Annotated in this window: 17 protein-coding genes; 13 read left to right on the top strand and 4 right to left on the bottom strand. The window is 72.9% G+C overall.

Annotated elements, in window-relative coordinates:
* Nucleotides 1-83: 83 nt before the first annotated feature.
* Nucleotides 84-2,966, bottom strand: coding sequence for a serine/threonine-protein kinase (locus OV079_RS27300; RefSeq protein WP_267771862.1), 2,883 nt, complete (start codon nucleotides 2,964-2,966; stop codon nucleotides 84-86).
* 102 nt (nucleotides 2,967-3,068) lie between these two features.
* The gene (locus OV079_RS27295) at nucleotides 3,069-3,698 is read right to left on the bottom strand and encodes an RNA polymerase sigma factor (protein WP_267771861.1); all 630 of its coding nucleotides are present in this window, start codon (nucleotides 3,696-3,698) and stop codon (nucleotides 3,069-3,071) included.
* A gap of 120 nt (nucleotides 3,699-3,818) precedes the next feature.
* Here OV079_RS27295 and OV079_RS27290 point away from each other — a divergent pair, with 120 nt between their 5' ends.
* The 6 genes from OV079_RS27290 to OV079_RS27265 all read left to right on the top strand — a co-directional run bounded on the left by OV079_RS27290 (nucleotide 3,819) and on the right by OV079_RS27265 (nucleotide 10,309).
* On the top strand, nucleotides 3,819-4,220 hold the full coding sequence (locus tag OV079_RS27290) for a DUF6010 family protein (protein WP_267771860.1): 402 nt from the start codon (nucleotides 3,819-3,821) through the stop codon (nucleotides 4,218-4,220).
* Nucleotides 4,221-4,831: 611 nt separating this feature from the next.
* Nucleotides 4,832-5,251, top strand: a complete 420-nt coding sequence (gene tssE / locus OV079_RS27285) for a type VI secretion system baseplate subunit TssE (RefSeq protein WP_267771859.1) — start codon at nucleotides 4,832-4,834, stop codon at nucleotides 5,249-5,251.
* Nucleotides 5,252-5,258: 7 nt separating this feature from the next.
* On the top strand, nucleotides 5,259-6,989 hold the full coding sequence (tssF, locus tag OV079_RS27280) for a type VI secretion system baseplate subunit TssF (RefSeq protein ID WP_267771858.1): 1,731 nt from the start codon (nucleotides 5,259-5,261) through the stop codon (nucleotides 6,987-6,989).
* A complete protein-coding gene (gene tssG / locus OV079_RS27275) occupies nucleotides 6,965-7,999 on the top strand; it encodes a type VI secretion system baseplate subunit TssG (protein ID WP_267771857.1) in 1,035 nt (344 codons plus the stop codon). The genes tssF and tssG overlap by 25 nt, the downstream gene beginning before the upstream one ends.
* Nucleotides 7,996-9,366 (top strand): FHA domain-containing protein, encoded by a 1,371-nt coding sequence (locus OV079_RS27270; RefSeq protein ID WP_267771856.1) that lies wholly within the window; start codon nucleotides 7,996-7,998, stop codon nucleotides 9,364-9,366. The genes tssG and OV079_RS27270 overlap by 4 nt, the downstream gene beginning before the upstream one ends.
* Nucleotides 9,359-10,309: a hypothetical protein gene (locus OV079_RS27265; protein ID WP_267771855.1), complete on the top strand. Its 951-nt coding sequence runs from the start codon at nucleotides 9,359-9,361 to the stop codon at nucleotides 10,307-10,309. Before OV079_RS27270 ends, OV079_RS27265 begins: the two co-directional genes overlap by 8 nt.
* Before the next feature lie 497 nt (nucleotides 10,310-10,806).
* Here OV079_RS27265 and OV079_RS27260 read toward each other — a convergent pair whose 3' ends face one another.
* A complete protein-coding gene (locus tag OV079_RS27260; protein ID WP_267710392.1) occupies nucleotides 10,807-11,382 on the bottom strand; it encodes a hypothetical protein in 576 nt (191 codons plus the stop codon).
* A 192-nt stretch (nucleotides 11,383-11,574) separates the two neighbouring features.
* Here OV079_RS27260 and OV079_RS27255 point away from each other — a divergent pair, with 192 nt between their 5' ends.
* The 7 genes from OV079_RS27255 to tssA all read left to right on the top strand — a co-directional run bounded on the left by OV079_RS27255 (nucleotide 11,575) and on the right by tssA (nucleotide 23,739).
* Nucleotides 11,575-13,332, top strand: a complete 1,758-nt coding sequence (locus tag OV079_RS27255) for an FHA domain-containing protein (protein ID WP_267771854.1) — start codon at nucleotides 11,575-11,577, stop codon at nucleotides 13,330-13,332.
* Between the two features lie 89 nt (nucleotides 13,333-13,421).
* A complete protein-coding gene (gene tssJ, locus OV079_RS27250) occupies nucleotides 13,422-14,219 on the top strand; it encodes a type VI secretion system lipoprotein TssJ (RefSeq protein WP_267771853.1) in 798 nt (265 codons plus the stop codon).
* Nucleotides 14,220-14,238: 19 nt separating this feature from the next.
* Nucleotides 14,239-15,603 carry a type VI secretion system baseplate subunit TssK gene (gene tssK, locus OV079_RS27245; RefSeq protein WP_267710389.1) on the top strand — a complete coding sequence of 455 codons (1,365 nt, stop codon included), beginning with the start codon at nucleotides 14,239-14,241 and terminating at the stop codon, nucleotides 15,601-15,603.
* Nucleotides 15,604-15,606: 3 nt separating this feature from the next.
* Nucleotides 15,607-16,275, top strand: coding sequence for a DotU family type IV/VI secretion system protein (locus OV079_RS27240; RefSeq protein WP_267771852.1), 669 nt, complete (start codon nucleotides 15,607-15,609; stop codon nucleotides 16,273-16,275).
* A gap of 5 nt (nucleotides 16,276-16,280) precedes the next feature.
* Nucleotides 16,281-19,835 carry a type VI secretion protein IcmF/TssM N-terminal domain-containing protein gene (locus OV079_RS27235; RefSeq protein ID WP_267778649.1) on the top strand — a complete coding sequence of 1,185 codons (3,555 nt, stop codon included), beginning with the start codon at nucleotides 16,281-16,283 and terminating at the stop codon, nucleotides 19,833-19,835.
* A 2-nt stretch (nucleotides 19,836-19,837) separates the two neighbouring features.
* Nucleotides 19,838-21,280, top strand: coding sequence for a type VI secretion system contractile sheath large subunit (gene tssC / locus OV079_RS27230; protein WP_267771851.1), 1,443 nt, complete (start codon nucleotides 19,838-19,840; stop codon nucleotides 21,278-21,280).
* A gap of 23 nt (nucleotides 21,281-21,303) precedes the next feature.
* Nucleotides 21,304-23,739 (top strand): type VI secretion system protein TssA, encoded by a 2,436-nt coding sequence (gene tssA / locus OV079_RS27225; protein ID WP_267771850.1) that lies wholly within the window; start codon nucleotides 21,304-21,306, stop codon nucleotides 23,737-23,739.
* A gap of 438 nt (nucleotides 23,740-24,177) precedes the next feature.
* Here the strand turns inward: tssA and OV079_RS27220 are convergent, their stop codons facing one another.
* Nucleotides 24,178-25,026: a leucine-rich repeat domain-containing protein gene (locus OV079_RS27220; RefSeq protein WP_267771849.1), complete on the bottom strand. Its 849-nt coding sequence runs from the start codon at nucleotides 25,024-25,026 to the stop codon at nucleotides 24,178-24,180.
* Nucleotides 25,027-25,365: the final 339 nt, after the last annotated feature.

The raw sequence follows: 25,365 nt of genomic DNA, 5'->3' as shown, positions 1-25,365 counted from the left end.
GCACCGCAATCGGCACAGCCGCGGGTCGCATCGATGCATTGGAGGCATCGAACTCGCCGTCGCACTCGCATCGAGCCCGGGGCTCAACGAAGGGGCTCGAGCAGGGCGGCGAGCCGGCGGAGCTCCGGATCGCGGGACTGTGAGTCGTGCGAGGCGGGGCGGAAGGCCCAGGCGTGCTCGGGCGCCCGCTCGAGGCGGGCGAGGGCGCGAGGCAGCGGATCGGGCAGGGCGTCGTGGGCCCGCGCGGCGGCGAGGCGGGCGTCGACGAGGGCGCGGGCGCGGGCGAGGTCGTCGTGGGCGGCCGCGAGGTCGCCGAGCGCGTGGTGGGTGAGGCCGAGCAGCGCGACGATCGGCAGCCGTGACACGTGGTCGGGCCCCACCAAAGCCTCGTGCTCGCGCAGGGCGTCGCGCAGGCTGGCCTCGGCGTCGCGCGGGCGCTCGTCGGCCAGCGCGAGGCGGGCCTCGTCGAGGTGGACGTCGACCAGGCGCAGGCGGGCGAGGCCGTGGCTGGCGGCCAGGCCCTCGCGGGCGCGCGCGAGCTCGCGCGCGGCGCCGGCCCGATCGCCCTGCAGCGCCAGCAGGCGGCCGCGGACCCGCGCGAGCGCCGGGGCGAAGCGATCGTCGAGCTCGGATGCGCTTTGGGACATGTCCTCGAGGACATCGAGCTCGCGCGCCGCGCCGTCGCGGTCGCCGCGGGCCAGGCGGACCTCGACGAGGACGAGCTGCAACCACCCGCGGCGAGCGGAGGCGGCCGGCTCGGCGGTGTCCTGCAGCGCGGGGCGGGCGGCCGTCAGGGCCTCCTCGGCGCGGTCGAACAGGCCGAGGCCGAGGTAGGCGCGGGCCAAAGTGAGGGCGAGGTCGAGGCCGAGGAAGGGACGTCCGGGGCGAGCGGCGAGGGTCGCCAGGGCGTGGCGCGCGGCGTCCTCGGCGAGCTCGAACTCGCCGAGCTCGACGAAGGCCTGCGCGGTGATTGCGAGCGGTACGAGCAGCTCGCGGGCGAAGCCGGAGGTGACGCCGATGAGCTCCGAGCGCCAAGGGGGCCCGTCTTCGCGGGGGATCGCGGTCCGGTGCAGGCGCTGGGCGAGGGTCAGCCCGGGCGTGGCTTCGCGGCCCTCGAACAGCGCGACGTGGTCGAGGCGCGAGGTCCCGGTGGCGGCGCCGAGGAGGACCTGCAGATCGAGGGCGTCGAGTTCGAAGCTCGGCAGCTCCTTCGACGCGGCGGTGGCGGCGGCGAACGCCGCCTCGAGGGCCGCCCAGGCGCCGCGGCGGTCGCCGACGGTGAACTTGACCCGCGCCACGGCCTCGCGGCCGGCGAGCGCGAGCGAGGTCTCGGTGGGGGTGGCGGCGTCGACTGCCGCGGTGAACAGGCGCTCGGCGCCGGCGTGGTCGCCGGCGTCCTCGGCCTGCGCGCCGCGGAGGAGCTGGGCGCGGACGAGCTGCTCGTGGCGCTGCACCTCGGGGTCGTCGGACCAGGCGGTGGCGACGAGGTGGTCGGGGTCGAGGCAGCGCTCGGGACGCGGCGAGAAGAAGAAGCGGTGGTCGGCCCGGGTCGTCGATTCGCCGGCGACCTCGAGGTTGGTGGCGAGGTCGCGGCGGGCGGCGTCGAAGCAGCGCTGCATCTGTCTTTGCAGCCAGGTCGCGTCGGCGACGCGGGCCGGCGGGCGCACGCAGGCCTCGACGCGGCGGTCTCGCCAGCGCTCGGCCTCGTCCTCGAGCTCGTGCTCGATGCCGGCGAGCTCGGGGCCGACGGGCCGCGCGGCGGTGATGCCCCGGGCGCGCAGGACGGCCATGCGCGCCTCGGGCCGCCACACCTCGGCGAGCTCGGCGTCGGCCGCGGCCTCGCAGGCGCGCTGGTGGCGGTGCTCCTGGGCGAGCGGGACGACGAGGCCGAGAGCCAGCGCGCCGAGGCCGAGCGCGGCGCCGGCGAACCATCGGCGACGGACGCGGTCGCGGTCGCGCCCGAGCTCCGCGAGCAGGGCGGTCATCGAGGGCCAGCGCGCGGCGGGGTCGCGGGCGAGGCCGCGGACCACGACGGCGTGCAGCCACGCGGGCACCTGCGAGCCGGCGGGCGGGTCGACGGGGCGGCCGTGTTCCAGTGCGCGATAGAGGTCGGCGACGGTCGGGCCGTCGTAGGGGCGCACGCGGTACAGCGCCTCGAACAGGGTGACGCAGTAGCTGAACTGATCGCTGCGCGCGTCGTGGACGTGATCGCGGAACTGCTCGAGGGCCATGTACGCCGGCGTGCCGACGACCACGCCGGTGCGGGTCAGGGCGGTCAGCGGCTCGGTGTCCGGCGATCCGCTCGCGCGAGGCTCGTCGACGTCGGCGAGCGAGCGGGCCAGGCCGAAGTCGAACACGCGCGCGCGCCCGTCGTCGCCGAGGACGACGTTGCTGGGCTTGAAGTCGCGGTGGACCAGGCCCGCGGCGTGGACCGCCGCGAGGCCGCGACCGGCGTCCAGCAGCACGCCCAGCACCTCCCGCCACGGCCGCGGGCGCGCGCGCAGCCAGGCGTGCAGGGTCTGCCCGGGGACGTACTCCATGGCCACGAAGGCGCGGCCGTCGGCGACCCCGACCTCGAACACCTGGACCACGTTGGGGTGCGACAGCCGGGCCAGGGCGAGCGCCTCGCGCTGCAGCCGCGGCCCGTACTGCTCCTCGTGCAGCAGCTTGAGCGCGACCTGCCGGGCCAGGCGCTCGTCGTCGGCGAGGTAGACCGTGCCCATGCTGCCCTGCCCGAGGCGGCGGCAGATCCGGTAGGGACCGACGCGCACCACCGCGGCGGGCCTGTCGAACAGCTCGGCGGCGAGGGCGGCCTTGTGGACGCGGTGCTCGAGGTCTTGCGCGAGCCTGGGGCGCGGCAGGCCGGGCGCGGGGTCGTGCTCGCCGGTCAGGTGGCGCGGGTCGTGGGCGGTCACGTCCGCCAGCTCGAGGAGGATGTTGTGCTGGGAATTCGCTGCCAAAGCCATGTCGGTCTCCGGCGCGGTGGTTCCGCGAGCAGGGCGGCTTGCTTAAGGTCGCGGCGATTTTTTTCGTCGCCGGCCGGGGCGCGCTCGCGCTCGCGCTCGCGGTCATCGTTCGGCCCCGCGCACGTGGACGCGGACGGCGGCGATCCACCGCTCTAGCCCGGCGAGGGTGCTCTCGACGAGGTTCGGCGACTGCGCGGCGGCGGCGAGGCTCTCCTCGAGCAGCTGCCGGCCGCGTCGCACCCGCGAGCGCGCCGTGCCCGGCGGCAAGCCCAGGGCCGCGGCGATCTCGTCGGTGGTCATGCTCTCCCAGTAGTGCAGCTCGAGCACGACCTGGTAGTCGAGCGGCAGGCGCTGCAGCGCGGCCAGCAACAGCCGCAGTTCCTCGCCCGAGGCGGCGTGCTGGCTCGGCGACGGCTGGCAGTCGGCGACCGAGAGCTGCTCGAAGTCGACGACCGCGCGCTCGCCGACGCGGCCGCGGTAGTGCCGGCACAGCTGGCGGTAGGCGATGCCGAACAGCCAGCTGCGGAACTCGCCGTCGCCGCGGAAGTTGGCCAGGCCCTCGACGCAGCCGAGGAAGGTCCGCTGGATCAGGTCGCGGGCCACGTCGCCGTCGACCTTGTTGAAGAAGAAGCGGGCGACGGGCTCGTAGTAGCGGTCGAACAGCGCGTGGCCGGCCGCGCGGTCGCCCTGCCGCCAGGCGTCGACGAGCTCGCGGTCGGAGGCCGGATCCACCAGAGCCGAGAGTAGAGGTTCGCCGCCGGCCGTCAACCCGCGCGGGTTGGCCGAAACCGGGCGATCGTTGGCGTCCTCGCCGCTGGCCCGGGCCCGGCCGCGGCGGCACGCTGGCCGGCGATGCACCACGCGTTCACCGTCCAGGACGCGGCCCTCGCGGTCGCGGTCGCCTTCGTGTTCGTGCTGCTGGTCTCGCGCCTGCGCGAGCCGACGCGCCACCAGTTCATGGCGATCTTCGTCGCCGGGGCCGGCTCGGCCTACCTCGGCGGCGGCCTCGGCGGGTGGGAGTTCGCCTACGCGGCAGCCGCGTCCTACGCGGCGTTCCGCGGGCTGGCCTCGTACCGCTGGATCGCCGCGGCCTGGCTGATGCACGTCGGCTGGGACGTCGCGCACCACCTGTGGGGCCAGCCGATCGTGCCGTTCGTGCCGACGTCGTCGGCCCAGTGCGCGGTCACCGACTCGCTGCTGGCGGTATGGTTCTATTACGGGGCGCCGACGCTGGGACCGCGGCGGATGTCCTGAGGGACATAAGATGTGTCCTCGTGGACATGTCCTCGGGAGCAGGATCGGCGAGCTCGTGGCGACCGCGCTGGCCCACGGGGCGACGCCCGACGCGTGACCGGACGGCGAGACGCGGAGGCGGCCAAGATCGTGGGGCGGTCGATGGGAACCAGCTGGCCGGCCTCGGCGACGCCGACGTAGGACCCGCGGGTGCCGGCCGAGATCGCGGCGGCGCAGCTGCGGCCCCGCATCAGCGCGGCCCTCGCCGGCCGGTGAGGCGCGAGGCCGCGTGCGCGAGGAGATCCACAGGGCGCCCGGCCGAGGCGCGCCGCCGCTTCCGCGTCCTCGCCGCGAGCAGGCGCGGACGCGGATCGGGGCGGGCCCGCTCCCATGATTTCCCCCGGAGTCGCGACGCGGCGAAGGTCGACCCGCGGTCGGAGGATGGTTCTTCAAACCTGTCTGAACGGTCATGTGATGTGGGCGGGCGTCCGCCGCGCGTGCTCGCATGCGCGCGCTCGCGCGGAGCGGCGAGGCAGGAGCCGTCTGGTCCGCGGCCCCGCCTGCCTGCTATCGTCGCAGTCCGCCGGGCCGGGAGGCGCGGCGTCGCGCGCACGGGGGGATCGAGCAGGCCGATGAATTCCACGAGCCAGGGGTCGGGCCCGAGAGCGCCGCGCCGGGGGTTGCTGGCGCGGCTGTCGACGGGTGGGCAGCGGATCGGCGAGCTCGAGTCGATCGTGACGCACCTGCAGGAGCTGCTCAACACGCGCGCCGGAGAGTCGCTGTCGGCGTCCGACTTCGGCATCGTCGACTTCGCCGACGTCGTGCACAACTTCCCCGAGGCGACGCAGGTGCTGCAGCAGAGCATCCGCGCGACGATCCTCAAGTACGAGCCGCGCCTGCGCAACGTCTCGGTCCACCCGGTCCCGAGCGGCGACACGCTGATGATCGCGTTCGAGGTGTCGGCGCGGCTGGCCAGCGGGGCCCAGCGCGGGGTGTTCCGCGTGCGCACCGAGATGACGGCGACCGGCAAGATCCAGGTCTCGGGACGGTGAGGCGGCGATGAGCTTTTCGCACTACTACAAGAGCGAGCTCGCGTTCATCACCGAGATGGCGCGCGCGTTCGCGGAGGCCAACCCCGCCACCGCCGGCCTGCTCAAGGAGCGCAGCAGCGACCCGGACGTCGAGCGGCTGATCGAGGCGTTCGCGTTCCAGGCGGCCGGCATCCGCGCGCGCATGGACGCGGTGGCGCCGAGCATCGTCCACGGGCTCGCCGAGCTGCTGCTGCCGCACTACCTGCGGCCGCTGCCGGCGGCCACGATCGTCGAGTTCCAGCCCAACATGCGGGCGCTGCGGAACCGCCACAAGGTGGCGAAGGGCCGGGTGCTGCAGTCGCGCCTGGTCGAAGGGACAGCCTGCAAGTTCCGCACGTGCTGGGACGTCGACCTGGCGCCGGTCGAGGTGGTCGACGCGTCGCTCGACGACTCGGTGGCGGCCCGCCCGGCGATCAAGATCACCCTGCGGCTGTCGGAGACCGGCAAGGGCGTGCTGGCCGAGTGCGAGCGGCTGCGGTTCTTCCTCCACCACCGCGAGCCGTCGCTGCCGGCGACGCTGATGATGTGGCTGTCGCGCCACTTCACCGGCGCGACCGCCAAGACCGGCGACGGCGAGGGCGGCACGGTGCAGCTCGGCGCCAAGGCGGTCGAGTTGGTCGGCCTGTCGCGCGACACCGCGGTGTTCCCGTGGCCCGACACCGCGCCGACCGGCTACCGCGCGATCCTCGAGTACTTCACGCTGCCGGAGAAGTACCACTTCTTCGACCTCCTCGGCCTCGAGAAGGTCAAGCTGACCACCAACGAGCTGACGCTGCGCCTCGAGTTCGAGCGCCCGCCGCCGCTGCCGACCCAGGTCGGCAAGGATACGTTCCGCCTCCACTGCACGCCCGCGGTCAACCTGTTCGAGGTCGCGGCCGAGCCGGTGCAGTACTCGCCGCTCGAGCGCGAGCACCTGCTGCGGGCCGACGGCGTCGACCCCAGGCACATGGAGGTCTACGAGGTCCGCGGCGTGACCGGGGTCGGCCGCGCGACCAACACGCGGCGCCAGTTCCTGCCGTTCTACCGCTTCACCCACGCCGGCGCGGCCCGCTCGACGCCGCACTACTCGCTGCGCCGGGTCGAGGCGATCGACGACGGGGTCGACACGTACATCACGCTCGACGAGCCGGCCGGCTCGGCGCCGACGCAAGAAGAGTCGGTGTCGATCGAGCTGGTGTGCACCAACCGCGGCCTGCCGCGCGAGCTGCAGCCGGGCCAGATCACCGAGACCACGCCGGGCGCGATGTTCCGCGGCTACGAGAACATCACCCAGGTGACCGCGCCGATCCGCGTGCCGCTCGGCTCCGAGGCGCTGTGGCGCATGCTGTCGCATCTGGCGATCGGCCAGCGCGGCCTGGTCGAGGTCGAGGCGCTGCGCGCGTTGCTCGGGCTCTACAACCTCCAGGGCCTCGGCAACGTGCAGATCGGCCGCGGCAACGAGCGCCAGATCGAGTCGGTGCGCCGGCTCGCGCGCGAGACGGTGACGCGCCTGGTCTACGGCATCCCGATCCGGGCGGTCCGCACCCGCATCGAGCTCGACGAGACCGGCTTCCCCTCGGCCGGCAACGCGTTCGTGTTCGGCGCGGTGCTCAACGCCCTGTTCGGCTCGCTCGTCAGCCTCAACGCGGCCAGCGAGGTCGTCATCACCCTCGTCCCCTCCAAGGCGGAGTTCGCGTGGCCCGTGCAGATCGGCCTGTAAAAGAGACGGCGGAGTCGTGGGCCGAGCGCCTGGCCGAAGCGCCAGGTCTGGTCGACTTCTTCACCGCGGTCGACGTGCTGACGGCGGCGACCAAGGGCGGCGAGCTCGGGGCCGGCGAGCGCTTCCAGGACGAGCGGGTGCTGCTCGCCCACGCGCCGGGGCTCGGCTTCCTGCGCGCCGAGGTCGAGTCGGTCGCGCTCGAGCGCGGCGCCGACGGCCTGCGCGCGCGCCTCGTCGCCGACTTCTTCGGCCTCACCGGCGCGGCCACGCCGCTGCCGCTGCACATGGCCGAAGAGGCAGATCGCGACGACGACCACGGCGAGGTCGTGCGCGGGGTGCTCGGCCTGTTCCACCACCGCCTGCTCAGCCTCCTGTACCGCGGGGTCCGCCAGCTCGATTACCCGGGCGGCTTCCGCGAGGACGGCAAGGACCCGTGGACGCTGCGCGTGTTGGCGCTGCTCGGCGTCGGCGAGCGGGCGCGGGCGCTGTCGGTCGGCCAATTGCTGCGCCTGGCGCCGGTGCTGGCCTCGGGCGTGCGCTCGCCGCAGATGCTCGAGGCGGCGCTGCGGATCGCCCTCGACGACTGCCTCGGCACGGCGTCGATCCGCTGCGAGCCGTTCACCGGCGAGTGGATGCCGATCGATCCGGCCGAGTGGTCGCGCCTCGGCGGCGCGACGGCCAGCGTCGGCGCGACGACGGTGCTCGGCACCAGCGTGATGCACCGCTCCGGCGCGGCGCGGGTGGTGGTCGGTCCGCTGTCGGGCGACAACTACAAGGAGTTCACGCCCGGCGGCCGCGCCTACGAGCGCGCGGCGGAGGTGCTCGACACCTTCCTCGACGAGCCGCTCCACCTCGACATGATCCTCGAGATCCAGGACATGACGTACCCGCCGGCCCGCCTCGGCGAGCGCCGGCTGGCCGACGATCTGTGGCTGGCCCGCAGCAAGCAAGCCGGCCTCACCACCCGCATGGCAGTGCCGATGGGCAAGCGGCGCGAGGGAGCGGCGTGATCAAAGGACAGGTCCCGAAGTTCAGCTTGGTCGTCACGGTGATCGACACCGAGGAGCACCGGCAGAAGCGCCACGAGTTCCAGCGCGGCCCGGTGCGCATCGGTCGCGACCCCGGGAACGAGCTCCACCTGCCGTACAAGTTCGTGTCGTCGTGGCACGCGGTCGCCAAGTTCGACGCCCGCGGCGCCCGCGTCGAGGACCTCGGCGGCGCCAACGGCCTCAGCGTCGACGGCCAGCGCGTCGCCTCCGGCGGCCGCGTCGAGGTCCGCGGCCGCGTGAAGATCAGCATCGGCCCGGTCGAGCTGCTGTTCGAACACAAGGTCGAGGGCGCGCAGCAGCAGCAGCAGCAGCAGGACGGTCCGCCCGACCTGCTCGAAGAGACAGCTCCGCGCAACGTCCGCTCCCGCGGGTCGGCGCCCGGGCCGACGCCGCCGGAGGAGCTGCACATGCGCGACCGCCGGTCGGCGCAGGGCGAGCTCGGCGACGGCGACGAGCCGCCGTCGCTGATCCCCGAGGGCGGGACGCAGCAGATGAACCTGTCGCGGCTGCACCAGGCGATCCTGCGCCTGCGGCCGATGTACGAGAAGCTCCGCGAGGGCCACTCGGCCTGGGACGCGGCGTTCTCGGCGGCGATCGCCGAGCTGTCGACGGGGCGCGACCGCGGCGAGGCGCTGCTGCTGCAGCGCGAGTTCCCGCCGCTGTCCTTCGGGACAGGCAGCGAGGGGCCGGCCGCGCTCGACCAGGGCGGCGCCGAGTTCTACCAGCAGGCCGAGCTCGGCGCGGTCGCCCAGGCCGCCGAGCAGGTGCTCGAGGGCCTGCGCCCGCCCGGCAACGTCGACGAGACGCGCCGCTTCCTCGACCGCTGCGTCGCCGCGCTGCGGGCCTTCGCGGTCGCGACGGTGGAGCTGCAGGAGCTGATGCACCGCCAGGGCGGCGAGCTCGGGGTGCGCATCGAGGGCGAGGACAACCCGCTGCTGATCGCCGAGTCGGAGGCCGACCTGCTGCGCTACCTGCTCGACTGGCGAGCCACCCGCGAGGAGCGGGCGCACCAGCTGGCGGAGGTGTTCGCGGCGGCGATGGCCCACCTGCGCGGGGCGCTGCGGGGCACGGTCGGCGGCGGGCAGAAGGTCGGCGAGACGCTGTCGCCGCGGGAGATCGAGCGCTCGGTGACGGCGGCGTGGCCGACCCGCGCGGGGGCGCTGTGGCGCCGCTTCGAGGAGCGCTACGAGTCGGTGTTCGGCGACGGTGACGAGGGCCTGGGCAAGCTGTTCCGCAGCGCGGCCGGCCGAGCGATCCGCGAGGAGCTGGCGCGCGCGGGCATCCGCGTGCAATCGAGTGAGGACGCCGAGGAGGACGAAGATGCGTAGGTCGATGATGACGATGTTCGCCGGGACGGCGCTGCTCCTCGCCGCCGACGCCTGCAAGCCGAAGGAGCGCGACATGCCGATCTGCCCGTCGATGGTGGCGGCAGAGCGCGCCAGCGAGGCCGACACCCAGACCCTGCCGGTCGACGTGTGGTACTCGGTGCTGGTCCGCAACTTCAACCGCATGGCGATGGAGCCGCCCGACGAGCCGCGCGAGTGCAGCGGCCGGCCGATCGAGGTGACCTGGCCCGAGAACCTCAAGGAAGACCCGCGGGCCACCGCGCGCCCGCTCGACAAGCGCCGCCTCGGCGACGGCGACGTGACGTTCACGCAGGGCGAAGACGGGGCGCTGCTGGTGTGGGCGCGCATCCAGGACCTCGGCAACGGCGACGCGCTGGGGCCGGTGGCGCTGGTCCGGTGGGTCGAGCGCGGCCTCGAGGTCCGCGGGATCGGCAGCGTCCAGGCCCCCGCGCAGCGGGCCCGCCTGCGCCTGGAGCCGCTCGGCGAGGACTCGAAGGTGCTGGTGGTCGAGAGCGAGACCTGTCCCAAGGAGCAGGGCGCCGGCGCCAAGTGCTCGCGCGAGGCCCAGCTGCTGCCGCTGGTCGAGCAGCGCTTCGTCAGCGCGCCGATGATCGAGGACGGGGTCGACATCGGCCCGGCTCGCTTCGTCCTGTCCGACCACTTCGAGCTGACGCTCAAGGACGGGTGGATCCGCCGCTACGACCTGGTCCGCATGCTCAAGTTCGAGAAGGGCGTGCCGATCGTCGACGAGACGATCCGCAGCAAGGACTGCGACCCCAAGAACACCGCGACGCCCTGCGAGGAGCGCATCGACGCCGCCGAGAAGCGCCCGCTGGTGTTCAAAGACGGGGTGTTCATCGCGCCGCGCAGCGCCTGGACCCGCACGCGGCTCGAGAACACCACGCAGGTGCCCGCGGGCGATTAACGCGAGGCGGCGGCCCGACCGTCGGCGGGGATGTCCCGCGGGACAGGTCGGGCGCTCGATCGCCGGCAGTCTTCGCGTCCTTCTTGCCCGTCACGGGTGATGAGGGGCGCGACTTCTGGATCCGGAGGTCATGTCCTCTCGAACATGTCTCGAGGGACATGATTCGGTCTGTCACTCGGACCGACGGGCACGGGCGGGGACGACTGCGGCGCTGCGGGGACGTCGGTGTCCGGGGCGTGGTGCCGACGTCTCGATGCCCGTGATCGACAGCGACGGCAACGCGGCCGAGGAGATCGACGCTCGGACCGGGTGGAGACGACGCGCTCCGGCGAACTGGGGTTCGCCCTGCCGATCGAACGGGCGCTTCGGCGCGGGAGCAGATCTACCGCGAGAGGCCCGCGGCGGGCAGATGTCCGGGCGATCGCGGGCGCGCGACCACCTGACTCGATGGTCAGGCGATCGCGCGGGCCGGGTGCGAGCTGTCCTCGCGGACAGGTTCAGTCGGCGCCGCCGGCGCGCTCGACGGCGGAGCGGGTCGGGCGGTAGGTGTCCTTGCGGATCTGCAGGTCGATCGTGAGGACCTTGCCGGACTTGCGGACCACCGCGAACACCTCGTTGGCCTCGGCGAGCGAGCGCTGCTTGGTGTAGCGCAGCTGGTTGCGCTTGAAGGTGTTGCGGCGGTAGCTGACCGGCTCGTCGAACTTCTCGCGGTCGGGCACCTTGATGAGGGTGTAGCGATCGAGCTCCGTCTGGGCGAAGGCGTAGGCGCAGGCGGTGTCCTCGCACTCGTTGTCGAAGCTGACCCACAGCACCGGCATGCCGTTGTGCTCGGTGGTCGAGAGGACCTTGCCGGGGGTGTTCTTGCCGATGATGCGCTCGAGCGGGCGGTAGGCGCCGCGCTCGGTGATCTTGCGCTTGGTGACGTCGTAGCTCTGATTGACCGACGACTCGCGGTAGATCGAGATGAGCTTCTTGTTGGGGACCACGCGCAGGGTCTTGAGCTCGGAGTCCTTCTCTTTGATGCGTCCGAGCTCGCCGGGAGTGAGATCGAGCCGGCGAGCGCATGCGCTCACGGTCAGAGCCGTGAGGAGGAGCACCGCCAGGGGTCGACACCAGGCGAGCTTGCCTCGAAGGACGGAGTTCGAAGGCGCCCGCAGATTCATGTGCCGCTCCACCTGGCTCATGGGTACCATAGGCCTTACCTTCCCGCCCGACTCGAGTCAATCATGTCGAGCAGGCCGCCGCGCGCGCGGGAGCAACCACTGATGATCCGCGTCACGATCCGCCGCCAAGACTCCAGCCAGGACGAGGTTCACGAGTTCACGCTGCCGCAGATCACGGTCGGTCGCGTCGATCGCAACCACGTGGTGCTGCCGAACAACCGCGTGTCCAGCGTCCACGCCCGTGTGATCGAGAACGAAGAGGGCATCGTGCTGGTCGACAACAACTCGACCAACGGCACCTTCGTCAACGGCGAGATGGTGCGCGGCCCGGTGGTGCTCGCGCCGCACGACGCCGTCGACATCGGCGTGTTCACGCTCCACTTCGAGCGGGCCGAGGAGGGCCACGAGGTCCAGGAGTCGTACTCGGCGGGGCCCGACTTCGAGGACCCGCAGGCCTACGGCGAGGGCCAGGAGCCGGGCGAGTACGACGAGTTCCAGGGCGGGCCGGAGCCGATCGGCGAGCCGCCCGACCTGATGCTCGGCTCGGCCGAGCCGACCCCCGCCGACCCGATCGCGGCGCAGGACGTGCCCGTGCGCATGGTCGAGCAGGTCGGCCCGCCGGGCAGCGGATCGTTCCGGATCTCCCCCGACACCTCCGACGCGCCGGCCCGGCCCTACGGCGCGGATATGCGCCGCACCGCCGTCGCGCCGCGCCGCACCGAGCCCGATCCCGAACCGCCGCGCACGCTCGACGACGCGCTCGCGCTGGCGTTCCGCCAGACCTCGGAGGCGCTGCTCGGCGAGCCCCCGGGGCCGCAGGCGCGGGTCCGCGCGCTCGCGGCCGCGCGCGAGATCGTCGAGCGCACGCTGACGATGGCCGACCCCCGCCAGCGGCGGCAGTGGATCGACTGGTTGGCGCAGGAGGTCGCGGGCACCGGTCCGCTCGACGACATCCTCGCCGACGCCGCGGTGTCGGAGGTGCTGGTCTCCGGCGCGAGCCACATCGAGGTCCGGCGCGGCGAGCAGCGCTCGCGTCACCCGGCCCGCTTCTCGTGCGAGCAGGCGGTCGGCCTGGCGCTCGAGCGGCTGATCGGCACGCGCACGACCACGACGGCGCCGATCGTCGACGGCGTCACCGAGGCCGGCGTGGTCGTGCACGCCGTCGGGCGGCCGATCGCCGCCGCCGGGACGATCTTGGTGCTGAGCCGCGCGGCGGGCGACACGCTGTCGCTGACGCAGCTCGGCGAGCGCAAGACGCTGTCGCCCGCGGCCGCCGAGATGCTGGGCGCGGCGCTGCGGCAGCGCCTCAATTTCCTTGTGTGTTCATCGACCCGCGCCGACGCGGGCGCGCTGCTCGGGGCGATGGCGACGGAGCTGCCGGGCGACGTCCGGGTGGTCGTGGTCCACCGCGGCCCGGTGCCGGCGGCGCTGGCGAGCCGGGCGATCGTCCTCGACGCGGGGCGCGACGCCGCCGCGGCGGTGCGCAGCGCGGCGCGGATGCGACCCGACTTTCTGTTCGTACAGGACGTCGGCGGGGTCGAGGTCGCGGAGCTGTGCGCGACGGCGAGGCGCCCCGGCGGGGCGACGATCGCGGTGCTCGCGGCCGACAACGTCGAGGTCGGGCTCGAGCGGATGCAGGCGACGCTGGCGCTGACGTCGGCGGGCGCCGATCCGGCGCACCTGCGGGCCTACGTGGCGGGCTGCTTCGACGTGGTGGTGGCGCTGCGTCGCTCGCTGTCGGGGCGCGATATCGTCGCGCAGGTGGCGGAGTTGCGGCGCGGCGATCTCGTGGAGCTGTTCGCGCGCGGCGACGACGAGTCGCCGCTGCAGTCGACCGGTGTCACACCCACGCTGGTGTGACGCGCTCGCGCCCGTGCGGCGCGTGAGCGGCATCGAGCACGGCGAATCGTCGTGCTAGAGCTGCGGCGGTTTCTGCTAAGTTCGCCGCTGTGACAGGGCGCGAGGGAAGGGTGCCGTCGGCGGTCGTGTGGCCCGCGGCGCTGGTGTTGGCCGCGGCGGCGTTCGGCTGCCGGGCCGGTGACGAGTCGAAGCCGCCGTGCGAGGCCCAGCCGGGCGTACAGGCGCTGGTCCAGGTGTCCGACGTGGTCAACGTCGGCGAGGGCGGCGAGTCGTGGCCGACGACGCTGGTGGTCTACCAGCTGAAGGGCATCACCAGCCTCGATCAGCCGCTCGACCCCGACGCGATCGCGACCGAGGGCGAGAAGGTGTTCGGCGACGAGTACGTCGACAAGCGCGAGCTGGTCGCCTACCCGTCGACGGCCGACAAGCTGACGCGCGACAAGATGACCATCGCGCTCAAGCCGAACACCACGCACCTGGTGGTGGTGGCCCAGTTCCGCGAGAAGATCGGCTCGGCCTGGTACGCCTCGATGGCGGTGCCGCCGAACACCCGCGAGGACCAGTGCGCCGCGGTGGCCGAGGACGAGGAGCCGCGGCTGCCGTGCCTTTACGTCTCGCTCGAGCGCAGCGAGCTGACCGGCGGGGCGTTCGCGCCGTCGGGCTTCGAGCTGTCGACCTTCGAGACGGTGTGCGCGGCGCCGTCGACGGCCAAGAAGAAGCCGAAGAAGAAGAAAAAGAAGGCCGAGGTGCCGAAGGTGCCGAAGACGCCGCAGACGCCGAAGACCCCGACGACGCCGTCGACCCCGTCGACTCCGAGCGCCCCGTCGACCCCGAGCATGCCGTCGAAGCCGACGGCGCCGACCGCCCCGAAGCTGCCCGGACGCTAGGACTGGAGAGGATTTTGCGATGCTGAGCGGACGACCCGTGTGGAACGAGGGGATGCTGCTGTGCCCGCAGCACATGCAGCAGCAGGACCTGTATCACGAGCAGAACCTGGCGGCGCGGCTGGGGGTGATGACCGCGCTCTCCTGGGGCGTCGCGGCGATCTCGTTCGACGCCGGCGCGATCAAGGCGGGCCAGCTGGCGCTCACCGCCTTCCGCGGCGTCCTGCCCGACGGCACCGCCGTGATGTTCGAGGCGACCAGCCAGAGCCGCCCGGCGAGCCGCCCGATCGGCCCGGCCTTCCCGCCGAGCATGCGCTCGGTCGAGGTGTTCCTGGCGCTGCCGACCCTGCGCGAGGGCGTGGCCAACTACGCCGGCGCCGAGGTCACCGCGGGGCTGCAGCGCTACAAGACGGTCACGCGCAACGTGTTCGACCTGACGCTGGCCCGCAGCGAGCGCGAGCTGCAGTTCAGCGAGCCGAACCTGGTGCTGCTGTTCGGCAGCGAGCCGCGCGACGACTACGCCGCGATCAAGGTCGCGGAGATCGTGCGCGACGAGACCGGCGGCTTCCGCCTCAACGACGAGTACATCCCGCCGTGCCTGACGATCGGCGCCGCGCCGGCGCTGCTCGCCTCGCTGCAGGACCTGCTCAGCCTGTCGGTGACCAAGCGGCGCCGCCTCGCCGAGGAGCGGCGCACCCGCGACGGCGTGCGCATCGAGTTCAACGCCCAGGACATCACCCGCTACCTCTTCCTGCAGACCTTGAGCGGGGCGATCCCGGTGCTCAAGCACTTCAGCGAGGCGCCGGCGACGTCGCCGTGGCCGGTGTACGTCGAGCTGTCGCGGCTGTGCGGCGCGCTGATGACGTTCTCGTCGGAGGGCGACCCGGCCGAGCTGCCGGCGTTCCAGTACAACGACCTGCAGGGCGCGTTCGGCAAGCTGACGAACGAGATCAAGCGGCTCCTGGGCCTCGTGATCCAGGAGGCGTTCGTGACGGTGCCGCTGCGGGCCCGCCAGGACAACTCGTGGATCGGCGAGCTGCGCGACGATCGCCTGCAGCGCTGCACGCAGTGGGTGCTCGCGGTCGAGGCCGAGGGCGAGCAGCAGCAGGTCGCCAACGAGGTGCCCGAGCTGGCCAAGATCGCCAGCTGGAAGCGCATCCCGCTGGTCGTGAAGAACAACGTGCTCGGCGTGCCGCTGAAGACCGCCCACCGCCCGCCGCCGGAGATCCCGATCCGCCCGCGGCAGGTCTACTTCATGGTCACCACCGACGATCCCCACTGGCGCGAGATCCTCAACGAGCGGACCATCGCCATCTACATCAAGCCGCCCTACGACCCGCGGCGGGCCAAGGTCACGCTCATGGGGATCTTGGCGCGGGAGGACTAGCGCATGCACCGGATCTACGAGGTGACGCGGGTCTGCTTCGACCACGCGCTCCTGCTGAATCAGCCGGAGGGCGTCGCCGACGTGGCGACGCTCCACCGCAGCGCGGTCGACCAGGTCGAGAGCACCGAGGCCGCGGCGCGCAAGGCCGGGTTCGGGGCCGAGAACGCCCGGCTCATCAAGTACGCGCTGGTCGCCTTCATCGACGAGGTCGCCCAGGCCACCCCGGGTCCGGTCGCCGACTTCTGGGTCGACCACCTGCTGCAGCGCGACTACTTCAACGAGGTCCGGGCCGGCGAGAACTTCTTCGTCCACCTCGAGAAGCTGCTCGGCGCCCGCCGCGACGACGAGGACGCGCTCGACGTGCTGCAGGTGTACGCGACCTGCCTGTTCCTCGGCTTCCGCGGCAAGTACGTGGCGCGGTCGAACGAGCGCGGCTTCGACGAGTTGTGCCGCCGCGTCGGCGACAAGCTGAAGGACCGGCTCGCGCTCGAGGACGGGCTGCCGCCGCCGGCCGAGGCCGAGTGGAAGCGTCCGAGCCGCACCAGTAACCTCGCCGTCTGGATCGGCGCGATCGCGCTGCTGTTCTCGGTCGCGCTGCTGTGCGGCTACGAGAGCGAGCTGTCCGAGGACGCCGAGGCGCTGGCGGGTCGGCTGCAGGAGGGCGTGCCGTGAAGGGGATGATCTACGTCCTGACGTTCGCCGGCGCGGCGATCGCCGCCGTCGTCGCCGCGGTCCGCTACCTCCGGCTGCCGCAGGAGTACGTGTGGTGGACGGCGGCGCTGATGGCGGTCGTCGTCCTCATCGCCGGCATCGTCACCTTCATCAACTTCTTGCGGGCCAAGAAGGCGGCGGTCGACAAGGCCAACCCGAAGGCCAGCCAGGAGCAGCTCGACTTCGACAACCGGCTGCGCGACGTCGCGGCCACCATCAAGCACGTCGAGCGCCACCAGAAGTCGACGGCGCCGGCGCGGCCGCGCCTGGTCAGCGCCCGCGCCGACACGCCGTGGGTGGCGGTGCTCGGCCTGCAGGGCCAGGGCAAGACGCGCCTGCTCGGCGGGCCGCACCCGAAGCGCCTGCCGGAGTACGACCACAACGGCCCGGTCAAGGGCGCCGACGCCAGCGCGGCGCCGGAGGACCGTCCGCGGCTGTTCAGCGCCCCGGGCCAGGCGGTGTTCGTCGAGGTCCCGCACGCGCTCGCGCACCGCGAGGACCTGCGCAAGTCGTGGCTCGCGGAGCTCAAGCTGCTGAACAAGCGCAGCCAGCCGCTGCACGCGATCGTGCTGTGCGTCGCCGCCGACGACCTCGTCACCGCGGCCGACCCGATCGCCCGCGCCGGCGAGATCGGCGACCTGCTCGCCGCCGAGGTCTCGGACCTCGTGACGAACCTGCAGGTCCACGTGCCGGTGTTCCTGGTCGTCACCCGCCTCGACCGCCTGTCGGGCTTCGGCGACGTGCTCGCCGCGTTCGAGAACCTGAGCGCGCCGCTGGGCTTCGAGCTGCCCGACGGCCGCAGCGAGGAGCTCGCGGTCAAGGAGCTGCGCTCGCGCTTCGACGCGCTGGCCGGCTGGCTCGACCGCCGGGCCCTGCGCCTGCTCAGCCGCTTCCGCGAGCCCGACCCGCCGCGCCAGAGCCGGATCTACACCCTCGTGCAGCAGGTCGCCGGCATGCAGGAGCCGCTGGCCGCCGTCGCCCAGCGCGTGCTCGCGGCCCGCGGCGGCGACCCGGTGCGCCTGCGCGGCGTGTTCCTCACCAGCGCGATGCAGGACGGCGAGCCGGTCGTCGACGCGGTCCTCGAGAACCTGGCCAAAAAGACACGCGGCAACTTCACCCCGCCCGCGGCCGACCCGGCGCCGAGCAAGCGGATCTTCGCCGAGGAGCTGGTCGGCACCCACGTGCTGCGCGCCGGCGGCCTGGCCCGCCGGACCACCCGCGCGCTGCAGCGGTCGACGATCAAGCGGGTCGTCGTCGGCGCGTCGCTCGGCCTGGTCGGCCTCTACGTCGCGCTCGACTCGGCCGGCGCGGCCGGCCGCAACCGCGAGCTCAACCAGCAGACCGCCGACGCCAGCGCCGCGGCCGCGGCCGAGCTCGGCGGGCGTCGGCGCGTCCCGGTCGAGAGCGGCAAGATCGTGCCGCTGCGCGAGCTCCTGGCCCGCTGGGAGGACGAGAGCGGCGACGACCGCGACGACGTGCGCGAGTGGGGCCTGTTCCGCGACGAGGTCGTGCCGCCGCTGCGCACCTTCTACAAGAAGGCGATGTTCGCCGGCGTGACCTCGACCCTGCGCGACAAGGCCGAGGCCGAGCTGCGTGACTTCGCGGCCCGCTTCGAGTCGCCGGAGCTGATCCCCGACATCGAGGACCGGATCCGCAACCGGCTGTCGCTGCGGTTCTACCTGCTCGTCACCGGCGACAAGAAGAACTACGAGATGCAGCCGATCTCGCAGGAGTCGAAGTTCCTGCGCGAGACGCTGCGGATCCGCTGGTCCGGCAGCGCGCGCACGCAGACCGGCACCGCCGAGTACGCGGCGATCGAGCGCGCGGTCGACAAGTACATCGACCTCGCCCAGGACAGCGACTTCACCCTGCCGCGCGACGCGCCGCTCATCGAGCAGGTGCAGGAGATCCTCAAGCGCGAGGACTCGGTGCGCGCCGAGGTCGACAAGATCGTCGACGAGGTCAACGGCATCCAGGAGCTGTCGAAGATCAACCTGCGCACGCTGACCGGCCTGCCGGACCTCGAGAACGACGGCACCGAGGTGCGGGCGGCGTTCACGATCGAGGGCTGGGCCTACGTCAAGCGCGAGCTGGCGAGCGCGCTCGAGGCCGACTCGTGGGTGCTCGGGCTCGACCAGGCCCAGGCCAGCCAGCGCCAGCGCCGGCGCGGCGCCGAGATGCGGACCGAGTACTTCAAGATGTACACGGAGGAGTGGCGCCGCTTCATCCAGCGCACGCGGATCGCCCCGCCGACCAGCCTCGACGAGGGCAAGCGGCTGATGGGCGAGCTGGTCAAGGGCCCGCGCCTGCCGCTGTGGCGGGTGTTCGCGGAGCTCAAGCGCCACACCGAGATCACCGACGACTACGAGTACGGCGACAGCAAGTCGCTGCTGGCCCTGCTGAGCAAGGACAAGGACAAGAACACCGGCGGGCTCGTCAAGGCCGACGCGGTGCGCAAGGAGTTCGCGCGCCTGGTGCTCTTCGGCGTCGCCCCCGAGGGCAAGGAGGGCACCGCCGGGCTCGACCAGTACCACGGGCGGCTCAAGGAGCTGCGCGACGCGATCGGCAAGGCGCTCGAGAACAAGGAGGAGGAGAAGGCGCTGGTCGAGCAGCTGCGCGGCGCGATCGACTTCACCAAGTCGCTCGTGCAGGACGCCGAGCTCGACACCTGGACGGCGGGCACGACCAAGCTGCTGGTCACGCCGCTCGAGGAGCTGCTGCGCATGCTGGTCCGCGACCAGGGCACCGGCGCGGTGGCCGACTGGTGCGCGCGCATCGTCGACCCGATGTACGAGCGCTTCGACGGCCGCTACCCGTTCGCCGCCGACTCGCGCAGCGACGCGGCCGTGGCCGACTTCGAGGAGTTCTTCCACCCCGAGAACGGCTTCATCCGCAAGGCCCGCGAGGAGCTCCTGTCCGGCTACGTCGTGCTCGAGGGCAACACCGTCGAGCTGCGCGACCGCGGCCGCAACGACGGGCCCAAGCTCGACCCCGGCGTGATCCGCTTCCTCAACCGCGCCCAGGACATCGGCACGGTGTTCTTCCAAAATGAGGAGCTGCGCGTCGACTTCGAGCTCATCCTCGCCTGCAACCCGCAGGTCAGCAAGGTCGAGGTCACCGTCGAGGGCAAGAAGATCGAGTTCGCGTGCGGCAACGAGAAGCCGACGCTCATGCGCTGGCCCGGCAAGGAGGAGCACGGCGCGTCGCTCAAGGCCTACGGCCGCCAGACCAACAAGGTGCTCGCCATGTCCGGCGAGTGGGGCCTGTTCGAGCTGCTCGAGAAGCCGCCGTCGGCGGTGCCGGAGTTCAAGGGCGACGAGGTCGTCAACTTCCGCTTCGACATGACGTCGTACAACCTCGGCCAGCTCGACGTGCGCGTGCGGCCGCGCCGGGTCCGCGGCGGCACCGCGTTCTTCGGCCTGCCGAACGGCAGCAAGCAGTTCCTGTCGCTGGTCCGCGCCGCCGACGTGCTGCCGCCGAAGCGCCTGTTCACCAACATGACGCCCTGCGGAGGCAGCTGACCGTGGCGACGGTGCTCGAAGCGCTGCTCGAGGGCGTGCCCGAGAGCGACCGCCCCAGGGTCCGTCGCGGGCTCAAGACGGTGCTCGCCGGGCTGGCCCGCACGGCGGCCTGGCGCGCGCCGGAGCAGGTCGACGCGGTCCACGTCGACAGCATGATCGCCGAGCTCGACCGCCGACTGACCCGGCAGCTCGACCAGATCATCCACCACCCGAACGTGCAGGCGCTCGAGTCGGCGTGGCGCGGGCTGCGGTTCGTGGTCGACCACGTGCGCGAGGGCGACAACACGTTCATCGAGCTGGTGAGCGTGACGAAGCAGGAGCTGGCCGACGACTTCGCCGACGCGCCGGAGATCCCGCAGTCGGGCCTGTACCGCCTGGTGTACTCGAGCGCGTACGCGACGTTCGGCGGCAAGCCGTACGGGCTCATCTGCGCCGACTACGACTTCGGCCCGGGCGCCGAGGACCTCGGCCTGCTGCGCCAGTGCGCCGCGGTCGCGGCGATGTCCCACTCGCCGTTCATCGCCAACGCCGCGGCCGGCTTCTTCGGCCTCGAGTGTCTGGACCAGATGCCGCGCGTCCGCGACCTGCGGGCGATCCTCGGCGGCCCGCGCTACCGCCTGTGGCACGCCTTCCGCGACACCGAGGACGCGCGCTACGTCGGCCTGTGCCTGCCGCGGTTCCTGCTGCGCGTGCCGTACCGCGTCGACGGCGACCCGTTCATGCCGCTGCGCTACCGCGAGCGCGTCGAGGACGACCACGACCACTACTTGTGGGGCCGGGCCTCGTTCGCGTTCGCGGTGCGGGCGATCGACAGCTTCGCGCGCACGCGCTGGTGCGTGTACATCATCGGCTCGCGCGCCGGCGGGATGATCGAGGGGCTGACGCAGATCGGCTTCCCGTCGATGCCGGGCCTCGCGCCGCGCTGCCCGTTCGAGTGCCTGGTCACCAGCCGCATCGAGCACATGCTCAGCGAGGAGGGCTTCATCGCCCTCGTCTACGACCGCGCCTCCGGCGGGGCGATGATCCACTCGGCCTCGTCGACGCAGAAGCCGCGCAAGTACGCCGACACCGAGGAGGGCCGCGCGGCCCAGGCCTCGGAGCGGCTCGGCGCCCAGCTGCCGTACATGTTCCTGGTGTGCCGGCTGTCGCACTACATCAAGCGCGTGCAGAGCGAGCGCCTCGGCCAGTGGGACAGCCGTCAGACCCTGCAGAAGGAGCTGACCGACTGGCTGCGCGGCTTCGTGTCCGACGTCGAGAACCCGCACTGGGAGACGCGGGCGAGGAAGCCGCTGCGCAAGGCCTCGATCAAGGTCGAGTCGGTCGAGGGCCAGACCGGCTGGTACCGCTGTCAACTGCTGCTGCAGCCGCACCTCACGCACAACAGCGCCTCGTTCACGCTGTCGCTGCTCGGGCGGCTGGAGAAGAGCCAGGGTTCGCGCGAGTGAGCCGAGGGGAATAGGAGGGAGCCGTGGCGATCGCCGAGGTGTTCATCAAGGAGGCCGAGGCCCTGCTCGCGCCCATCTCCGCCGCCGAGCCCGGCGGCAAGAACCCCAGCACCGACGAGCGCTACCAGGAGCTGCGGGTCGAGGTCGACAAGGAGAACTCGCCGATCGGCGAGGCCGTCGTGTGGCCGCGCGTCGAGAGCCTGGGCCGCGAGATCCTCGGCAAGGTCGCCAAGGACCTCCTCGTCGCCGCCTACTTCGGCTTCGCCCTGCACAAGACCCGCGGGATCCACGGCCTCGCCGTCGCCGTCCTCGTCGTCGACGGCCTGTTCGACCGCTTCTGGGACACGATGTACCCGCCGGTCGCCCGCGCCAAGGGCCGCGGCACCGCGCTCAAGTGGCTGCTCGAGCACGCCGCCTCGGCGCTGCAGAGCTACACCCCGCAGGTGTCCGACCGCGCGGCGATCACCGCCCTCGTCACCGCCAGCAAGCAGCTCCGCGGCCGCGCCCGCGACAAGCTCGGCGACCACGTGCCCTCCTTCAAGGAGTGGAGCGACCTCCTCGACAGCATCCAGGCGACCCTGCCGCCCGAGCCCAAGGCCGAGCCGCAGCCCGAAGCGCCTTCGGGACAGGTCTCTCCGGACATGTCCTCGCAGACAGCCGCAGCGCCGCCCCCGGCCGCCGCTCCGGCTGCCGCAGCTGCGACGCCCGCCGCGCCGCCGCCGGTCGCCGCGCCCGAGCCGCCGCCGCCGCCCGCCAAGCCGACCCCGAAGGACATCGCCGGGCCGTGGCTCGCGCCGATCGCCGGCGCCAACCCGGCGGGCCGCGACCCGACCGAGTCGGGCGAGTACCAGGCGATCCTGGCCGAGATCGACAAGCTGCAGTCGCCGACCGGCGGGGCGATCGACTGGGCCGGGATCGTGCAGAACGCCGACACCGTGCTGAAGACGCAGGCGAAGGACCTGCGGGTGGCGTGCCACCAGGCGCTGGCGCGGTTCAAGACGCGGCGCATCGACGGCCTCGCGCTCGGCGTGGCGATCCTCGCCGAGGTCGCCGACGCGTTCTGGGACACCGCGTTCCCGCCGGCGGCCCGCCTGCGCGGCCGCGCGGGGGCGCTGCGCGGGGTGCTCGAGCAGATCGAGCCGGAGCTGGGGGCGTGGCAGCCGAAGCCGAACGAGCGCGCGGCGCTCGAGCAGCTCAAGGACAACACGACGCGCCTGCAGCAGGTGGTGCGGGCCCGCTACGCCGACCAGGCGCCCAACCTGCGCCCGCTGCTGCAGTCGATCGATCAGCTGCTGCTGACGATCCCCGCCCCCGAGCCGCCGAAGCCGGCCGCTCCGCCGCCGCCGCCGCCGCCGCCGAAGGTCGAGGCTCCGGCGCCGCCGCCCCAGGCGCCGCCGCCTCCGCCGCCGCCCCCGCAGGCGCCGCCACCTGTCTCTCAGGCCAGCCCGCCGAAGCCGGCCGTCACCATCGAGCCGCCCAAGGCCGTCGCCGCCGCGCCGACCGCCGACCTCGCCGCGGTCGACAAGTTCCTGCGCGGCACCGGCGAGGAGTTGGTCAAGCTGGGGCACGCGCTGCGCCGGGCCAAGACGAGCGACGCGCTGGCCTACCGCCTGCTGCGCTCGGGCCTGTGGATCTACATCGCCGCGCCGCCGCCGATCCGCCCCGACGGCAACACGGCGATCAACGGCCTGCCCGAGGGCGAACGCAACCGCCTCGAGGCGCTGATGAACGCGGGCAAGTGGCCCGAGCTGGTCGAGAACAGCGAGTCGCTGCTGCCGATGAATCGGTTCACGCTCGACCTGCACCGCTACAGCATCGAGGCGCTCAAGCACCTCGGCCCCGACCACGACGCGGCCCTGCGCGGCCTTCTGGCCGAGGTCGGCGCCCTGCTGACGCGCCTGCCGAAGATCTTCGAGCTCAAGGACAACTCGGGCGTGCCGATGTGCAGCGACGCGACCCGGGCGCTGCTCGAGCGCGAGGCGCTCGGCGGCGGCGGCGGTGGCGGCGGTGGCGGGGCTGCTCCGGCGGCCGGGGCCGGGGGTCCGGCGCAGATCGTGATCGCGGCGCCGGTGGCCAGCGGGATCGACGACGCCGCGATCGCGCAGATCAAGGGCCTGCTCCGCGGCAAGCGCGAGGAGGGCCTGCGCCTCGGCGCCGCGCGCGTGCAGTCGGCTGTGGGTGGTCGGTCTCGCTTCCTCCGCCGCGTCGAGCTGGCCGAGGCCTGCCTCGACGGCGGCGAGCTCGGCCTGGCTCGCTCGCTGTTCGCCGGGCTGGTCGGCGAGATCGACGGGCAACACCTCGAGGCGTGGGAGCCGGAGCTGGCGGCCCGCTGCCTCGAGGGCCACGTGCGCGCGGCGCCGAAGGCTCAGCCCGCCGAGAAGGCGCTCGTCGACGCGGCGCTGGCCCGCCTCGCCGGCCTCGACCCGGTCCGCGCGGCCGCGCTGGTGCCGAAGAGCTGAGTTGTTTCCGAGGGACATGTGAAATGTCCCTCGGGACAGCCGACGTGCCCCGGACCGGGGCGCCCCGCGGCCGACGGATCGCGGGGTCTGTCCTCGGGGACACGTAATCTGTCCATCGGGACAGACGTTGCCACGCGCCCGACAGGGACGCACAACTGACGGATCGCGGAGTCTGTCCTCGGGGACGCGTAAACCGTCCCGAGGGACAGCCGTTGTACTGACGCGGCCGAGGCAAGGACGCGCGGCTGACGGAGCGCGGAGTCTGTCCTCGGGGACACGTACACTCCCCCTGGGACACTCGTTGCACTGACGCGGCCGAGGCAGGGACGCGCGGCTGACGGAGCGTGAATCCTGTCCTCTGGGACATATTACATGGCCCCAGGGACAGCAGCAGCAGCTCGACCGCAGGCGGCGCCGCCGGTATTTCTCAACCGCCGGTCAGTCCGGCAGCGCGCGCTTGACCGCCTCGCCGAGGTGCGGCGACGCGGCCAGGGCGGCCCGACCCGCGGCGGTGAGGCGATTGTCGGCCAGCTCGAGCGTCGTCAATCGAGCCACGGCGCTGCTCTGCGCCAGCAGCTGGGCGGCCTTCGGCCCGAGCCCGCAGCCGGCCAGCGACAGCGTCGTCAGGCGCCCGATGTGCGGGCTCTGCAGCAGCGCGCGCAGGCCCGCGTCGCCCGGCTTGTTGTTGGCGAGGTCGAGCGCTTCGAGGCTGGCCAGGTGCGACGCCTTGGCCAGCGCCTTGGCCCCCGCGCTCGTGAGCCCGGAGCCGGCCAGCGACAGGCGCCGCAGCCCGGTCAGCTTCGGGTTGTCGGCGATGTTCTCGGCCGCGGCGTCGCCCAGCCCGGGCGCCTCGATCGTCAACACGCGCAGCCGCGGCGCGTCCAGCTCGGCGAGCGGCGCGACCCCGTTGCCGTCGTCCACCTCCTCGACCTCGAGCGACAGGCCGTGGGGCTGCAGCGCCTGCAGGCTGGCGACGAGCCCCGGCACCGCGCGCTCGCCCACGGCGCCCAGCCGCAGCTCCAGCCACCGCACCGGCTGGCCCGCCTGCGCCAGCTTCTTCAGCGCCGCGGGCCCCGTCACGCGCTGCACGGTCACCAGCGGCCCGGCGTCGGCCCACCGCTCGACCTCGTCCGGCCAGCGCTCCAGCTCCGCCTGCACGCGCGGCAGGGCGACCTGCGCCAGCGCCTTCGGGTCCCACCGCGCGAGCTCCTCACAGAGCGCGTCCCATAGCGCCTCGCTGGGGGTCTGCTGCAACAGGTCGGTCAGCGCGCCGAGGCGATCGTCCATGGCGCCGAGGATGGCACATCGGCCGGGACATGTCCCGGGGGACATGCCGGGTCGTCACAGGCGCAGCTCCCATGTCCGAGTTCGAGGGAAGCCGCCACGCCCTGTACCGCAACCCCGGCGCCTCGCCGCGCTCCTCGCGTGCGTCTGCTTGCGTGCGGCGAGCGCTCGCCCGCGGCGCGCGGCCGAACGCTCTCCGACATCCCGGGCAACCCTGACACGGACTGCCGGCGCTCCCCTGCGGTCTGCATTGCGGCACGGCGAGCACCCGCGAGCTGCTCGATCCCCGGTGCACGAAGAGCGCGCGCGGTACCTCGCCTCGAGCTGCCGTGAGCCCCGTTG

This window comes from Nannocystis pusilla (assembly GCF_026626665.1).
In the GTDB taxonomy this organism is placed as follows: domain Bacteria; phylum Myxococcota_A; class Polyangia; order Nannocystales; family Nannocystaceae; genus Nannocystis; species Nannocystis pusilla.
Note: the sequence above shows the minus strand (reverse complement) of the source record. Positions and strands in the feature narration are given on the sequence as shown.